The sequence below is a fragment of the Staphylococcus delphini genome (assembly GCF_900636325.1).
Classification (GTDB): Bacteria; Bacillota; Bacilli; order Staphylococcales; family Staphylococcaceae; genus Staphylococcus; species Staphylococcus delphini.
Map to the genome: position 1 here is coordinate 1,807,325 of NZ_LR134263.1, position 17,093 is coordinate 1,824,417.

A 17,093-nucleotide genomic window follows, 5' to 3' on the forward strand; every position below is an offset into this window, starting at 1 on the left:
TTCTTACAAATCGTTTTTTTAAATGTTATATGTTATATTAATTGTTAGTTTTAAAGATATAAACATATGATATTGCATGACGAATTAAAGCATCCGCATCATGTATTGTATAACAAAATTTGATATACACCACTTTAAGTATAATCAACTTTATCGTCAATAGCTATTTACAATCACATATCGTTGAACAAAGGTAGGTATATTGAATGGTGAACTCAGCACGTTTTTTTGAAATTTTCCGCTTTGTATTAGTCGGTGGTATTAATACACTGAATTATTATATCGTTTACTTAATTTTATTGCGTTTATTGGATGTCCATTATCTCATCAGTCATATTGTCGGTTTCATTTTTTCGTTCGTCGTTTCTTTCTATTTAAATTGTTACTTTGTCTATAAAGTACGACCGACGCTAAAGAAATTTTTGGCCTTTCCACTCACACAAGTGGTCAATATGGGGACACAAACGTTACTCATTTTTATTTTTGTAGACCTCATGCATTTCAACGCAGCCTTTGCACCGTTTGTAGGACTCATCGTTACGATACCGATTACTTATATTTTATCTAAATTTATTCTTAAAGATCGATAATCAAAGTGAGGTTCGGAATATGAGACGTTACATTCAACCCATCGGATTTATTGTTTTATTTTTATGCATGTCACTCATTGGGCATGCTTATATTTTGTATCGTTTTTTTGCAGACGGTCTGTTATTCACAGGTCCGAATGACGGTATGGAACAAATGGTACCGATTCAGATGTTTTTATACGAAAAATGGTCTGAAGGTACCTTTTTCTATGCCACCGATTTTGGACTTGGCGGTGATTTTTTTACAGATTTATCGTATTATTTTTCGACCAACTTCATATTTATTTTAACTGCAGGCACCACTTGGCTTTTATCCATCACACATCTCGTGGATTCTAAAGACATGATGTATTGGTTCACACAAGCATGGGTCGTTTCGATTTTAAAGTGCACCGGCGCCATGATTGCAACGTATTACTATGCACGTCAGTTAAAATTGCAACACATCGCATCGGTCGTATTTGCGGTGTCATTCGCCATGTCACCACTTTATTTCCGATTCACCGTGTACTGGCCTTTTTTTAGTGATGTATTTATTTTATTACCATTGCTCATACTCAGTATTGAACGTTTTTTGAAATCGGGTAAGTTAGGTCTATTTATCATCATAACTGCGATTTCTTTTGCGAACAATTTTTACTTTGCCTATTATCAAGTATTGATGGGACTCATTTATTATAGTCTGAGAATGTTTCACGCACATCCTGATGATCAAAAAAGCGGCATGAAAACTGTTCTACCACTTGGTGTTGCAGCAATTTTAGGCGTCGGTTCAAGTTTATTCTTTTTCTTTCATGGGGCACGCAGTTTTTTCAACAATCAACGTATCCCATTTGATGGTGACATCCCACTCATTGAGCCGTTCAATGCAAATACGAATCTTTTTTATGACAACTATTTAATCGTCATTTCATATGTCGTGATTCAAGCGTTAATCACATTCAAATTGTACCGTCACTTTTACTTTAGACTGTTCGCGATACTAAGCATCTTTACCATTATCGCAGCATTTATACCGTATGTGGACAGTATTTTTAACGGCTTTTCGGCGCCACAAAAGCGTTGGCATTACTTATTGGCATTTGTGACGAGTGGTTTCGTTGCGACTTATGTGCAACATTTCAAATCATTATCACGCCTTACATATAGCTTGACCGCGATACCGGCAATGGCTTTCATTTTCATCAGTGCATACGTGTATGATCGCGTCGTCTGGTGGGTCTATCTCATGCCTCTCGTATTTCTCATCGGGTTATTCGTCTTAACGATTGCACGTCATGATAACAAACGTCGCCATTTTGTAACATTGAGCTTTGCATGCGCACTCATTATCTTACAACTTGCGATATCGGCAGTGTTTATTAAACATCAAATTTTCCATACAGATCATGAAAAACGTGCCAATACGTTTTATGCACAAGCCAGTTTGTACAATACACCTTTACAGCAGTCATTGGTCGACCAAATGAATGCCGAAAAACGCGAAGATGAACGGATCGATTGGCGTGTGAATGAGCAGGATAATACACCGATGTATCAACATTTTAAAGGGCTGAGTTTGTATTCGAGTATTTTCGACCGGCAGCTCATTGAATTTTATTATCGCTATTTGATGATTAACTTAAAAGAAGAATCTGTCAGCCGTTATCAATCTACAGGCAGTCGCTCAAACATTGCGAGTCTTTTGTCTGTGCGCTACCTTATGGAAAAAGATTATCAGCGCCAGCAACCTGCGTATTTTGAAAAAGTCCATCAATATGGTCAGTATGTCATGTACGAAAATCAATATCCATTACCCCCCGTGCGTGTGAGCAACCAATATTATAACGGTGAAGATTTAACGACACCGATTGATCGTGAACATGCGATGCTCGATGGCGTTGTATTGGATCATCAAGGTCAGACGTATTCACAACAAGCGCAAAATCTCGTTCATGAAGTCGAAATGACCACCCATGATGCCCAACGTACAGCCTCAGATAGGTTAACAGTTACTGAACCGAATGGCGGTGTGACACTGCAACTTCCAGATACATTGCGCGAACAGTACGAAGATTTTTATCTTGTCGTCTATTTTAAACGTCATGCGCCGGATAGTAACAGCACACTCGATGTCAATGGCTATAAAAATCACCGCCTATTTAATAATTCGAAATATCGTACAGGTCAAAACACTTTGCTGTATCGTGTGCAACCTGACAACAATGGTCAAATTCATCTCGGCATTTCACCAACAGGGTCGTATCAATTGAACATTCAAGGTTTGTATGGCGAAGATTACAATACGTTAAAACGGGCATATCATAATAAAGCCCCGCATCACTATGAAGCACATCAAGGAAAGATTAAAGTTCAGTTAGCCGAACATGCTGGCGGTATGGCGGTCATCAACATTCCTTATCGTAAAGGGATGACAGCTATTGTTGACGGTCACGCTGTCACACCACAAAAGGTCAATGGCATGATGACGGGAATCAAAATTGGACCCCATATCAAACAGATTGACGTTCACTACCGGCCGCCTTATTTCATCACAATGGTCGTCTTGTCTATCATCAGTATTATCAGTAGCATCCTTTATAGTCGCTGGTATCAACATAAACAATCGAGAAAGAGTGAAAAACATTGAAAAAACAGAAACAAAAAAGTCATTTATCACGCTTTTTAACCGTCTTCATTGCGGCCTGTCTCGTCGGATGTATCGTATACGTGCCGGTCGTGTTTCGTTTCATACATGACGGCATCATTTATAGTGGGAACGGCGATGGTTTTAAACAAATGATGCCTTTTCAACGCTTTTTGTATGAACATTTCTCCCATCTCCACTCACTTTATGACAGTGGTTTTGGACTTGGTGGCGATTATTTTACAGACCTCGCCTACTATTACACGACCTCACCGATGATGTATGTGAACTTCATTTTCGTAGGTCTCGGGCAATGGCTATTACATATCGATCCAAGTGACATTGAATTTTGGCCAAGCAACCAAATTTTCACGGCATATTTGCGATGTGTCATCACCTTTCTTGCCGCTTACGGTATGTTTCGTCAATTTAAACTCGAGCTCTTTTATCGATATTTAGGCGCTATCCTTTATGCCACTTCTACTGTGGTCTATTATTTCAATTTTACATGGTCGTTTTTTGGCGATATTTTAATTTACTTGCCCCTTTCCATTTGGGGAATTGAACGCTTTTTCAGAAGTCGTCGCATCGGATTATTCATTATCGCGATTGCTTTAACGTTATTTTCTAACTTTTACTTTAGTTATTATGAAGCGATTATTTTAACAGTGTACTTAATTTATCGCATGATTTGGCCGCATCGTGATGATCAAGTCGGTCGCTGGCAGAAATTGTATTTACTGATTCCAGCTGTGCTTTGTAGTTTGTGTATCGCGGCGTTAGGCTTTTTTACTGGGGTTCGGTCGTTTTTAAATAATGATCGGCAAACAAATGATGTCTTTATTTCACCGATTATCGATTTTTCTCAAAAGTACCATATCTTTACGAATGGTTTTTACATTACAGTGACGTTTATTGCGCTCATCGCACTGTTTTCGTTCAAACTGTATCGCCATTATCATTACAAAATGGTCGCGATTTTCACTTGGATTTTGTTAATCGGTTCGTTTTCACCCTATTTTGATAGTGCGTTTAACGGCTTTTCATTCCCACAGCGACGTTGGGTGTATATCCTTGCATTAACGACAAGTGCATTAATCGTATTATGGCTCAAATATTTGACCGAGTTGACTGTGCAATCATTTTTACAATCACTCATTCCGATTGCGGTACTGGCGATTGCAACAATATTCTTTTCAAGCGGTGCTATGTGGTGGATGCTCGTCAGTGTCATCATTTTAATCGTAGTGGCCTATCACATTTACCAACGTCGTCCGCTGACAGGTAAGATGCGCGGTGTCCTATTATTACTCTTTATCGTGCAACAATTTGTTTTATTACTGAACTATCATCACAACAATATCGCTCCGTATCAGTCAACCATGAACGATATGAAAGCGCCGAATTATCATAGTGCAGCTTTACAACAGCAGATCGATAAGATAAAGCATGACCAGTCACCGTTACAGCGCATTGATTACATGAGCACTTACGCTGTGAACTCGAGCATGATTTATGACTTTAATGGGGTCGCATTGTATTCTAGCATTTTCGATGGCAATATTTATGATTATTATGACCGTCAAATGCAAATCAACATGGAATATGACAGTAATAGTACATATCGTTTATTAGGCGATCGTGAAAACTTATATGCATTGTGGGGTGTGACGGACCGTATTAAAGATGCACCCGACCGTACAATGCCGTATGGAATGAAAAAAGTGCAAACGATTCGCGATGATAACTATGCTTGGACCCATTCACATCAAACAATCGATTATCCGAGCGCACATTTGACTTCACGTGTTTATGACGCCAAAGATTTAAAATCACCGCTAGATCGTGAACAAGCGATGTTGCAAGGTGTGGTACTCGATCATCAACAAGCCAATCAAACATTCCAAGCGAATCCAAACCTATTATCCAAAGCGACAGTGACACCACGAGATGCATCGATGAAAGGAAAAATTTTAACCGTTCACGCAAAAGACGGTGGCGTGACTATCGATTTACCTCAAAATGTGAAAGAACGGTATAAAGACTTTTACGTGGAGATGGATATCGAACTGTTGTCACCCAATCAACCGCACTATTTAAAGCTGGATGATTTTTACCAGCGTCGTACCAAACTCGACTATGCATATCGTCGTTTTGTCACACCGATAACCGTGCGTGTACCGGTTCGTGACACGATGCAACTGAAGTTAAAACAAGGCGATTACCGTTTTCAGCTGAAAGGCATATACGGCGAAGATTACAGTACGCTTAAACGAGCCGCTTCAGAAGTCGAACCCGTACAAATTGAGCAGGATCGCCGACACATCCATGCACATTTCAAATCAGACAAAGACCAATACCTTGTACTCCCGATACCTTACAGACAAGGTTTACACGCTGAAGTCAATGAAGAAGCAAGACCTGTGCTTCAAGGCAATGGCTTAATGACCGTTGTGCCTGTCGAAAAAGGTGATCGTGACGTGACCGTGACCTATACACTTCCTTATTGGCATATTTTAAGTTTTCTGACCGTTTTAGGCATTGTGGGGGCTATCATTTATCGTTGGTGGCTCCGTCGTACAACCCAATATTAATCGGATGCGCGATGCTTCCCCGACTGAGCATGCTAGAATTGAGCAGATTCACAAATTCTAGTCGCTGTTGAGTTAAGGCGAGGCATCGCTTTTATTTGTCATGCATATTCTATCGCCCATTCCAAATTCACCTAAAGATAATATTTTTATCGTATCGTTGTGGAATTTTATATATTTAAAGGTTAAAATGATGACATATGACAAATAAAATAGAGGCGGTGATTTTTTGAACCACACTGAAAATGTTTTTCTAGATTTTTTACTTCAAAGTTTAAGTGGGCTCGCTCATTTTTTAACATCCTTATATGAACATTTTAATTTTCCTTGGCTCATTTTAATCGTCATCATTATTTTTAGAAAAGACATTTCAAAAATGCTGACGCGAGTGAGTGGCGTTGATTATGAAAGTAGTGCCGGTAAAGTGAGTGTGTTATTTTCAAATATGAAGCAATTAGAATCTCAAATGGAAGGGTCAGAACATCAACAAATTCGTGAATACGGCGAAGATTTAAGGGAGCGTGTGAATATAGATCCGAATCCGATGTTAGAAGATGAAATGACACCTTTTGATTATTATTTCAATCTCGTACATAGGCCTGCATTCACTTGTCAATCCATCGCAAAGCACGGGTACTTCAAAACGATTGAAGATTTGTACAATGCTTACCTTTTCCTAACGATGGATTATGCGAAAGACCATCACCGCCCGAGCGAAATTATAGCTAACATTTATGACACAGCCATGGACATTAAAAGAAATAGTGGCCTTTTATTTGATGAAGCCTTTATCGCGAAATATAGACGTTTTATCGAATTAACGTATATGGGGCTAGCAGAAAGTCATAAAGAAAAGAAGTAAGTGGATTTTGGAATATATTTTGTAATCCAACCTTTTTAAACATACTAAGATTAGCTGTGAAGAAATTTATGACGATAGATTTCTTCACAGCTATTTTTTATAGTTGTAGAGAGAAGTAGATCGAGCAGCTCCGTGGATCTTTGAATCCGTAAAATAAACTGATCAGCTTTACTCTCCTTTTGAAATTCGATTGAAGTATGTTGGGTTCTAGAAACCGTGTATAGGAAAATGAAATGAAAAAGGCTAAGTAAAGTTAAAATCTTCTCAATTCAATAAAGAAAGGTATGATTTTTATCAACTGTTTAGGCATTGATGTAAGTAAGTCAGAAAGTGTGGTCGCACATTATAAGGATGAAGTTTTGGTTAAAGAATTGGTCATTCAAAATAATCAAAATGGCTATCGTCATCTTGAAAATTATATCAAGCATCTTGATTCCCTATTTATCCTCTTTGAATCAACAGGTATTTATTCAAGGGGCATGAAACGCTTCTGTACAGTTCACAAAATAGATTACTTAGAAATGAATCCCCTAGAAGCCAAGTTCAAAATGAGTTCATTAAGATCATGGAAAACAGATAAATCAGACGCACATAAACTTGCACTTCTTGCCTTTAGAATGAAAGATTCAAAGGTACAACGTCAGTCCGAAGAGATATACTTTGAACTGAGAGAACGTGCACGCTTTCACTTAGAAATGGAGACGAACCAAAATCGTCTCAAAGTTGAGTTAGTCGAAACACTACATCAAACATTTCCAGGGTTAGAAAAGTTATTTACTAACAGATATTCAAAAATCGCATTAAATATAGCTAAAACATTCCCTCATCCTGATTATGTAAGCATGTTGTCTGATGATGAATTAGTCGAAAAAGTGCTTCATTCAACTGATAAAGGCATTTCAGTTAATAAAGCTCACAAGTATGTCCAAAAATTAATTGAGATCAAGAATAATACTTTTCCGAATGTGGACAAGTCTTCTTTTCTCATAAAAAAAGTCCAATACCTATGTGACAAACTGCTTATTGCGATAGAAGAAAAGAAAGTATTTGATCAGGAAATGATTGATCTAGCAAAAAATACGACTGAGTTTGAAAACATTATTTCAATTCCTGGCATCGGAGAACTCACAGCTGCATTGCTTATTGGGGAGCTTGGTGATATTAGAAATTTTAAAACAAATAAACAATTGAATGCATTTGTAGGTATTGATATTAAACGGTATCAATCAGGAACTTCAAAAAGTAGGGATACGATCAACAAAAGAGGAAATAAAAAAGCAAGACGTTTATTGTACTTAATCATTATGAACATTATTAGGGGAAGAAATCATTATCAAAGCCATATTGTGGATTATTATTACAAATTAAGAGAGCAGCCTCATGGGAAACCCCACAAGACTGCCGTAATAGCGAGTATCAATCGCTTATTAAAGACCATTCACTACTTGATAGTCAATGATAAATTATATGATTATCAGAAAGCACCACACTAACGAAACCATATAATCATATACATCATAACACCTTATTCAAAAAAGTAAAAATTGGACGGTTTAGTTCAGTAATGTCATTTTTAATTAACACGCCCTTGACAAATCGTAGGAAAGGAGCTGGGACATAAAAATTTTTGATGCTATTGATGCAATATTTTTGTTAAACTTGCCCTCCCTATGATTCGTGGCTTTAGATTGCCTTCATGGCTTCGCGTTCTTACTAGGGGCTGAGGGGAGGTTGTGACAAAAGCGCTTAGGATTTGAGCAGAACAGAGCGATGAGCAAAATTGATTTCCAAATTTTGCCGAAATCGCGGGAGTTCTGTCGAAAATCCTGCTTTTGGAACACCGTTTATTGATTCCCAGCGCACCCATTCATTGTGGATTTTGGGAGCAGTACAGAAATCTCATGTGTAACAAAGATTTCGTCGTACTGCCCCCGCAAGGCTGACTAGACTTCTCAAAAGTGTGTACGTTGAGAAGTCAGACAGCTACTGCGATAAACAGCAACCACTATTAAAGTTAAGAAGTCACTGTTAGCAGTATGCAGGCAATTCCCTCAGGAGTCTCAGCCTTCTGGGCAATCTTATATCAAATACACAGAACTGAAGGCAAGTTTATGAAATCAAGAAAACAATAGCATCAATTTTTATCCCATTCACGCTCATTTTCCGACCGTTTTAAAGCCATTAATGAATATGCAATCTATGTATGGCTTGAGGCTTAATTTTTTCAAGCCCCATCCTTTGGTATACACAACAAAATATAGTAAAGGAGCTGAGGAATCTTAATGTTCCAGCTCCGTTTCCTTTTGTTGTAAACGACTTCCCCCGAAAACGCTGTTCATCGCATTCAGTTATGCACGCTACATCATCTTCATTTTCGACATTTAGGCATGCCTTTACGTATTTTTATATCAAATTAATTGCGTTTAAGTATATTATATTTACAACTATGAAATAATCATAAATTTATGTATAAGAAGATTTAAAATAAAGTTATACAATAAGAGGAGGTGTTTCAAATGGGTGATTTATTTGAGTCAATCACAAACATTGTAACTTCTGCCATTCAGCACGACTGGGTGAACATGGGTGCTGCGATTGTCGCTACAGTGCAGCATGCTGTCGAATTAATCGCAAAATTATTCGGTTTGGGTTAGGCATTCAAAGAGTAGAAAAATCTCCTAATCACGCCCACTGGAGAACTTGGAAAATGAAAAGCATAAGATGCATCCACACACCACAGACATGAACTGTAACTTCTGATTCAATCACATTTGGGGGCTAGGGTGAATAAATATCCTAGCCCTGATCAAAGTCCTCAAACTACGATAATGCATTACAATTAAATCGTTACATCAATAAAACAGGGTTGAGACACCGAAATGTCCCAACCCTGTTTTATATGCGTGTCCTTAAGACTCGAATTAACGAATTTCTTGGATACGTGCAGCTTTACCACGAAGGCTACGTAAGTAATAAAGTTTCGCACGACGTACTTTACCGCGACGTTTCACTTCGATTTTCTCGATTTTTGGTGTGTGTAATGGGAACGTACGTTCAACACCTACACCTGATGAGATTTTACGAACAGTGAATGTTTCAGAAATACCGCCACCACGACGTTTGATTACAACACCTTCGAATACTTGGATACGTTCACGAGTACCCTCGATGATACGTACGTGTACACGTAAAGTGTCACCAGGACGGAATGATGGGATATCGTCACGTAATTGTGATTTTGTTACTGCTTCAATTAATTTGTGATTTGTCATTATTAATTCTCTCCTTCAACCTATGTTCTTGCCTCGACAATATATAGCAGCGGATCATAGTGATATTCGTGTTTCCACACTTAAAATATACTAGCATACATTCAGGCTTATTTCAATGTTCTTTTTAACGATTGAATGAATTTCTGATCTTGATCTGTCAATGGATAATGGTCCAATAAATCAGGACGTTTCAGCCAAGTACGTGTCAATGACTGCTCATGACGCCATTGTGCAATTTTCGCATGATCCCCAGACAACAGCACATCCGGTACCGTCATCCCCTCATAATCACTCGGACGCGTATATTGCGGATATTCTAATAAACCGCTCGAAAATGAATCATCTTCATGCGACACTTGGTTCCCTAACACACCCGGAATGAGACGCACAATCGCATCTGTCATGACCATTGCAGGCAACTCGCCCCCTGTCAGCACATAATCGCCGACAGAAATTTCGTCTGTAACGAGATGTTCGCGAATCCGTTCATCATAACCTTCATAATGGCCACAAATAAAAACGAGATGTTCCGCTTCAGCGAGAGACTCCGCCAACTTTTGATTGAACGGTTGTCCTTGTGGCGTCATTAAAATCACACGTGTCCTTTCTGAAACTTCCAAATCTGCCATCGCATTAAAAATCGGTTCAGGCTTCAATACCATCCCTTGCCCGCCACCGTATGGATAATCATCGACTTGATTATGTTTATTGTTGGCATAATCACGAAAATTAATCAATCGCGTCGTTAATGTGTTATTTTCTCTTGCACGCTTTAAAATAGACTGATTGAGGACACCTTCAAACATTTCTGGGAAGAGCGTTAAGTAGTCGATTTTCATTCGTTTAACAACCCTTCTAACGGTGTAATCACGATACGACGTCCTTTAATGTCCACTTCTTTCACGACATCCGCAATGTAAGGAATAAGATGTTCTTTGTCACCTTTCACGACCCACACATCATTCGCACCTGTTTCAAAAATTTCCGTGACGCGACCAATCGGACGATCACCGTCAAACACCGTACAACCAATAATATCTGAGTAATAAAACTCATGTTCGTCTAATTCAATCGCTTCATGATCACGCTCTTGATAAAGATGTGTCCCTTTCAAATGTTCGATGTCATTAATATTCGTATAGCCTTCAAACGTCAACATATGTAAGCCTTTATGCATACGATGGGACTTCACAGTTAACGACAGGGGTTGACCTTGATATTCTGCTTGTAACACTTCACCGGGTTGAAAGCGAATCTCTGTAAAATCCGAATGAGACTGAACTTTGACTTCACCTTTAATCCCGTGTGTGTTCACAATTTTACCCACTTCTACTTTCATATCGTGAGCCTCCTATTATCACTATTTATACAAAAAAGAGATGAGACCGAAGCCCCTCTCATCAAGTCACTTCTCGTCTCACCTCATGATTGGTGATTCCATGTATATAGAGTTTCAAATCATCTCTCAACTTGAACTCCAGAAAGGCGACTCGATATTTAAAACTTGAAATTTACTGTTTTAAAGTCAGTCACTTCTTGCACGACTACTCTTATCGATCCTGTCATGCACTATCCGCTTGAATCACCGCGATATCAACAAACGTTATCGCTTAAAATCAAATAGGAAAGGTGTCTCTCCCTTCCCCGTTGATATGCTTACATTATTTTGCTTTTTTCTGTTCGTCAAAAGTTTTTAAGATACCTTCACGTGATAAAAGGTTATGAACTGTATCTGTTGGTTTCGCACCGTCTTTTAACCATTTAAGTGCTAATTCTGCATCGATTTTAACTTCCGGTGCATTTACCGCTGCTGGGTTGTAAGTACCGATTTGTTCGATGATACGACCGTCACGTGGTGAACGTGCGTCTGCTACTACGATACGATAGAATGGGTTTCTTTTTGAACCTAAACGTGTTAAACGAATTTTAACTGCCATTTATAATTCTCTCCTTTAATGTCATAAGTTTTGTTATCTACAAGAAATTATAATAACAGGAACTCACGGTTTTGTAAAGAGAAAATACTTTACCATTTTAAAATTTCTATCGCACTGTGCTACATATGTGGATGGGACATAAAAATTTTTGATGCTATTGACACGGAATATTTTTTAACTTGCCCTCAATAATTTAGGCTTTGATTGCCTTCATGGCTTCCCTTTCCTAGGCTGGCCCTTCAACTAAATTCGGCTTGATTGAAGCATACATAAGATGGGCGCCGAATTGGATTTTGGGAGCAGTACAGAAATCTCATGTGTAACAAAGATTTCGTCGTACTGCCCCCGCAAGGCTGACTAGACTTCTCAAAAGCATGTGCATTGAGAAGTCAGACAGCTACTGCGATAAACAGTAACCACTTTTGAAGTTAAATGACATTATTTTGTCTTTAACATAACCACTCAGGAATCTCGCCCAGATTGTGTGTCAATAAGGCTTTTTGTTTTAAAGGAAGAATCGTTCATGCAATCTGCTTCGGTTTTGAAAGCAGGGATATATGTAATTAAAAAATGCAAACCGTTCATCTTTTGTTGGTGTGGGTATCGCACAGTTAGAGAGCTGGACAATTTTTTATTGATGTTTAGATTAGCATTATATGTAAGATTAAAAACAAGATAATTAGAACAAAACATGTTTTAGATTTGGACAACTTTAATTTTTGAACAAAAAAACACACCCGATAAGGCGTGATGGGTTAAACATATTCTAAATTACAGTGTTTTCGCATTAACCACTTGCTTGGTATCGGTTAATAACTCAGAAAGAAGGATAATTTCACTCTCAATTAACTTGATAATCTTTCAAAATAACGTCTATTTCATCTTTGGCTTTAACTTTCGTTGCCCTCACATTTGTTTTATTGACGCTTTTATTCTCGCTAACATCCATCGCGTTTAAAAGTTTTTCAGCTGATTTTTGTGTAAATTTATATACTGTCATAATACTGATTGTAGGCATACGCCTTACACCTTTCTTTTGGTATAAATATGTTCCTTATAATCATCATAATTCTTATTATTGTGTACATAATATTTAACTCATCTTATCCTTCAATCTTACATTGATACTCATACAACTTTTCAGCAGTTTGTAGTGTAATCCCATCAAGCTCACGTTTACCATTTCTTAAATCACTTATTCTCCCTGTACTTACACCTGTTTCTTGATGAATTTTATACGCACTTACCTGACTGTTAATCAAACGTTCAATCGTCTTTTTGTATTCTGACAATATTCTCACCTTCATATCGATAGCCTAATTTTCGCATATGCAAGATTCTCGCTAACTTAATGATTTGCGGGATTAGAAAAATGAATATTATCATTACTAACTTGACTAAACTCATTTGAAATCCTCCCTATTTCAATGTATAATGTGAGTGTAAGTGGAGGGAGCCACGAATGACTCCCGAAATAATTAATCAATATCTTGATTGTTTGGCTTTTTGCTAACTAATAGATAGCTTATATGCCACAATCTCAATTGTCTTAGCACTAACGGTAGAATGAGTACAATGGCTACTTGTACATCTCTACTAGTTAGTGCTTTTATTATTTCGTGCATTGGGCCGCTCACCTCCCTTACACTCAATGAGTAAGCTATTGCTCACATTAATCATTATATCACCCATTTGGGATATATGCGACAATTTTTTTAAATTATCGAGCTTTGAAGTAAATTTGAATATTAAAATTCATAGATACATTCCTGTGTTAAATTTAGCACCCTCTCATTCAATCTTCAAATAGTCAGTTATGAGTTCTGTATGTTCTTCAATTTTTTATTGCTTATTTCTGCTCCTTCTTTAATCATACTAACACCCTAAACTTAACTTTGATATTATCGGGACCAACTGTAAATGCTTCCTCTGTTTCTTCACAGTGAATTTCATTCTTTAAAATTTTCAATGTAAAGTAATCTTCATACTTGAAAATATACCAATCACTTAAATCGAGATGTTGTCTTATCTAAGCAAGCATCACGTCTTCCCCTTGCTTCGTATAAAAAGTCTCATTGGAAAAGTACGTATGATTTCTGTGATTGCTAATTCGAATCGGCATATAAGCGGCTGACCCTCTGCGGAACAACACATAAATCGAACCTTTCGAATTTTTACGCGATAACAACAAAATCTTCTCGCCATCATGTAAAATAGCCTGAAGTTTAGATTCAATATCCTCCATCGCCTCACGCCCCTCTCTTATCGGAATATCACAAGTAGCCATTAAGAAACGTTACGAATACACTTCAAGATAAAACGTATAACGCACCCAAGTATTCCCTTTCACTTGGATGCGCACTATCACTCAAATTCAGACAAACATTTTTTGTAAGAAACCTTGTTTGCGCTGTTTTAAGTTTTCAATCTTTTGACCCTGTAACTCAATTTGTTGGTCAAGTTTGCTGAAGAAATCACCAATTTTCTGTTGTTCTTTGATAACGGGTAATTTAATTTTAAAATTTAATAATATATCTTCATGAATTCGTTTGCTACCTGTACCTGATGAAAAAGCCTCCATTCTCTTATAATAATTTTTCCTTGAGATATAGTTTATAAAATAATCGGCGTTGATTTTTGAATAATCAATATCTAAAGCTGGTACATCTCCCGATGAATAAAATCCATTAAATTCATTTGGTATGATGCTAAATGCACCATTAAAAAAGTTTTGTTTACCGTAAATAAATTGGGAAGCAAACCTTTTATAATAAACGGTTGCTCCCATCTTAAGAGCTCTATTAGTATTAGCATTACTAACTCCATTGACATTTAATTTAACAGTAAGCAGTTGTTTTTTATTTAAATTTATACCTTTTTCTAATTCTTTTGGTTTATCCATAAAGAATTGAAAACTTTTTATAGTCCACGCCGGATAATCTTCTCCATTGTCATCCTTAAACCGTAGTTCTTGTGAGAAAATCTTTTGCATATAGCCTTTTTTCTGTTCTACCAACAAAGCTAATTTTTCTTCCTCTAACTCAATTTGTCGATCAAGTTTACTGAAGAAATCGCCAATCTTTTGTTGTTCTTCTACCTCATCTGGTAAGTTAAACTTTATTTTACTGATTTCATTAAAGTTCAGTCCTTCTCTGCTACCACCACTTTGTGCCATAAATATCCTTTTTTGCCCCTTTGGTGATATTAAAAACTGGCCTATAAAATTATAGTTGTAATGTTCTTTTAACCTTATTATACACACATGTTGATTTAAATTAGCATAACCTTCTTTTATTGTGTTCACTGTACTTCTACCAATGGAAGCGCCTGTAATATTCAATAAAATATCTCCATAATAAGTTCTACTATTTTTCATATTTTCATCTGTATTTTCATCAATATAAACCAATTCGCTTAAATCCAATATTCCATACTGCACGTTTTGACTTCTAAGAAATGGGATTCCATTATTTAGATACACTGAACTACCACCCAATGGCGTTTTTCCACTACCTATCTTTGTTGTAGCTTCACCTAAAGTTATAATTCTCCACTCACCTTCAAACCCAGGAAATCGTATCTCCGGAACATTTTTCTTTAAATCAGTCATGCTGCACCACTCCCAGTTCTTTCAAATAGTTGTTGATTTCTTCTTCAACTTGTGCGATGTCATTGTCGATATTCGCAATGTCTTGTTGAACTTGATTGAGGTCAATTGGTGCTTCTTCCTCAAAGGTGTCGACGTAGCGTGGGATATTAAGGTTGTAGTCGTTGTCTTCAATTTCTTGTAATGTTGCGGCGTAGCTATATTTATCAATGGTTGCTCTGTTTTTGTATGTGTTCATGATTTTTTCAACGTGTTCGTCTGTCAGGTGGTTTTGATTTTTACCTTTTTCGAATGCGTTGGAAGCATCAATGAACAATACGTCTTGGTCGGCTTTACGACATTTTTTAAAGACAAGAATACATGTTGGGATACTTGTGCCGTAAAAAATGTTCGCCGGTAAGCCAATGACCGCATCTAAAGTATTTTTCTCTTCAATCAAATATTTGCGGATGACCCCTTCTGCGGCGCCACGGAACAGGACGCCATGAGGTAATACGACTGCCATTGTGCCTTCATCATCTAAATAATGCACCATATGTTGGATGAACGCGAAGTCAGCTTTTGATTTCGGTGCGAGTTTACCGTAACCGCTGAAACGATCGTCGTCGTTGAATTTGCTGTCTGCGGACCATTTTGCGCTGTACGGTGGATTGGCTACCACGGCGTCGAATTTCTCACCTAAAAAGGCAGGATTTTCCAACGTATCGTCATTTTGAATGTCGAAATTTTCGTAACGTACATTATGTAACAACATGTTCATACGTGCTAAGTTGTATGTCGTATTGTTGCGTTCTTGGCCGTTGTAGCGATACACTTTCGTTTCTTTACCGACACGAAGGAGTAAAGAGCCAGAGCCACATGTCGGGTCATAGACGTTGCGGAGTTTGTCCTTCCCTAATGTGACGATTTGCGCTAAAATTTTCGACACTTGTTGCGGGGTATAGAATTCGCCCGCTTTTTTACCTGCATTTGCCGCAAAACGTCCGATTAAAAATTCGTACGCATCCCCTAACATGTCAATTTCCATATCGCTATGAACAAATGGCAAGTCCGCTAAGTTCACCATCACTTTACTTAATAACGCTGTACGATCTTTCACTGTATTACCGAGACGTGTTGAACTTAAATCCATATCACTGAACAATCCGATAAAGTCTTCTTCACTGTCTTGACCGAGTGTCGACGTTTCAACTTTACGAATCGCTTGTGCTAAATGTTCGATATCGAAGCGTTGGTTCTCAATTTCTTTCACCATTGTGCTAAATAAATCTTGTGGCTCGATGTAGTAGCCCACTGTGTCTAACAATTCCGCTTTCAAATCTTCTTGGTATTCAGGGTCTGCCCAAGCTTCTTCATATGTTTGATCTTCGCCTGATAATGCATCCGCCACTTCTGCCTCTGCTTTTTCGGACAAGAAGCGATAAAAAATCAAACCTAAAATATAATTACGGAACTCGCTCGCATCCATGTTCCCTCTTAAATCATTCGCGATTGACCACAATTTTTTATGTAATTCAGCTTGTTGTTGACGCTGTTTTTCTGTAATTGACATTGCATTTCCTCCATTAGTTCAATAAGTGTATGCGTGCACTGAAAGATCAAAACCTT

The 17,093-nt window shown here is 37.7% G+C and carries 15 protein-coding genes; 6 read left to right on the forward strand and 9 right to left on the reverse strand.

The annotated features are described in order from the left end of the window. The first annotated feature begins 206 nt into the window (after nucleotides 1-206). From EL101_RS08555 to EL101_RS08580, 6 genes are all read left to right on the forward strand, one after another. On the forward strand, nucleotides 207-590 hold the full coding sequence (locus EL101_RS08555; RefSeq protein ID WP_019165488.1) for a GtrA family protein: 384 nt from the start codon (nucleotides 207-209) through the stop codon (nucleotides 588-590). Between the two features lie 19 nt (nucleotides 591-609). Next, nucleotides 610-3,219: a YfhO family protein gene (locus EL101_RS08560; RefSeq protein ID WP_096597932.1), complete on the forward strand. Its 2,610-nt coding sequence runs from the start codon at nucleotides 610-612 to the stop codon at nucleotides 3,217-3,219. Next, a complete protein-coding gene (locus EL101_RS08565; RefSeq protein ID WP_096597934.1) occupies nucleotides 3,216-5,810 on the forward strand; it encodes a YfhO family protein in 2,595 nt (864 codons plus the stop codon). The genes EL101_RS08560 and EL101_RS08565 overlap by 4 nt, the downstream gene beginning before the upstream one ends. Before the next feature lie 226 nt (nucleotides 5,811-6,036). After that, a complete protein-coding gene (locus EL101_RS08570; RefSeq protein WP_096597936.1) occupies nucleotides 6,037-6,669 on the forward strand; it encodes a hypothetical protein in 633 nt (210 codons plus the stop codon). A gap of 293 nt (nucleotides 6,670-6,962) precedes the next feature. Further along, nucleotides 6,963-8,162, forward strand: coding sequence for an IS110 family RNA-guided transposase (locus tag EL101_RS08575; protein WP_338419002.1), 1,200 nt, complete (start codon nucleotides 6,963-6,965; stop codon nucleotides 8,160-8,162). Nucleotides 8,163-9,185: 1,023 nt separating this feature from the next. Next, nucleotides 9,186-9,323 (forward strand): beta-class phenol-soluble modulin, encoded by a 138-nt coding sequence (locus tag EL101_RS08580; protein WP_096598773.1) that lies wholly within the window; start codon nucleotides 9,186-9,188, stop codon nucleotides 9,321-9,323. Between the two features lie 267 nt (nucleotides 9,324-9,590). On the opposite strand, the gene rplS is transcribed toward EL101_RS08580, so the two are convergent. The 9 genes from rplS to EL101_RS08620 all read right to left on the reverse strand — a co-directional run bounded on the left by rplS (nucleotide 9,591) and on the right by EL101_RS08620 (nucleotide 17,037). Then, complete coding sequence (rplS, locus tag EL101_RS08585) at nucleotides 9,591-9,941, reverse strand: 50S ribosomal protein L19 (RefSeq protein ID WP_014614103.1); 351 nt, start codon at nucleotides 9,939-9,941, stop codon at nucleotides 9,591-9,593. 107 nt (nucleotides 9,942-10,048) lie between these two features. After that, complete coding sequence (trmD, locus tag EL101_RS08590; RefSeq protein ID WP_096598775.1) at nucleotides 10,049-10,780, reverse strand: tRNA (guanosine(37)-N1)-methyltransferase TrmD; 732 nt, start codon at nucleotides 10,778-10,780, stop codon at nucleotides 10,049-10,051. Continuing rightward, nucleotides 10,777-11,280 (reverse strand): ribosome maturation factor RimM, encoded by a 504-nt coding sequence (rimM, locus tag EL101_RS08595; protein WP_096598777.1) that lies wholly within the window; start codon nucleotides 11,278-11,280, stop codon nucleotides 10,777-10,779. Before rimM ends, trmD begins: the two co-directional genes overlap by 4 nt. A gap of 322 nt (nucleotides 11,281-11,602) precedes the next feature. Beyond that, entirely contained in the window at nucleotides 11,603-11,878 is a 276-nt protein-coding gene (gene rpsP / locus EL101_RS08600) for a 30S ribosomal protein S16 (protein WP_014614106.1), read from the reverse strand. Nucleotides 11,879-12,719: 841 nt separating this feature from the next. Further along, on the reverse strand, nucleotides 12,720-12,896 hold the full coding sequence (locus EL101_RS13285; RefSeq protein WP_164715581.1) for a hypothetical protein: 177 nt from the start codon (nucleotides 12,894-12,896) through the stop codon (nucleotides 12,720-12,722). A gap of 85 nt (nucleotides 12,897-12,981) precedes the next feature. Next, nucleotides 12,982-13,185, reverse strand: a complete 204-nt coding sequence (locus tag EL101_RS08605; RefSeq protein WP_373364906.1) for a hypothetical protein — start codon at nucleotides 13,183-13,185, stop codon at nucleotides 12,982-12,984. A gap of 722 nt (nucleotides 13,186-13,907) precedes the next feature. Then, nucleotides 13,908-14,123 carry a hypothetical protein gene (locus EL101_RS08610; protein ID WP_096598781.1) on the reverse strand — a complete coding sequence of 72 codons (216 nt, stop codon included), beginning with the start codon at nucleotides 14,121-14,123 and terminating at the stop codon, nucleotides 13,908-13,910. A 129-nt stretch (nucleotides 14,124-14,252) separates the two neighbouring features. Continuing rightward, nucleotides 14,253-15,488, reverse strand: coding sequence for a restriction endonuclease subunit S (locus tag EL101_RS08615; RefSeq protein WP_126489882.1), 1,236 nt, complete (start codon nucleotides 15,486-15,488; stop codon nucleotides 14,253-14,255). Beyond that, complete coding sequence (locus EL101_RS08620; RefSeq protein WP_126489883.1) at nucleotides 15,481-17,037, reverse strand: type I restriction-modification system subunit M; 1,557 nt, start codon at nucleotides 17,035-17,037, stop codon at nucleotides 15,481-15,483. Before EL101_RS08620 ends, EL101_RS08615 begins: the two co-directional genes overlap by 8 nt. Between the last annotated feature and the right edge of the window lie 56 nt (nucleotides 17,038-17,093).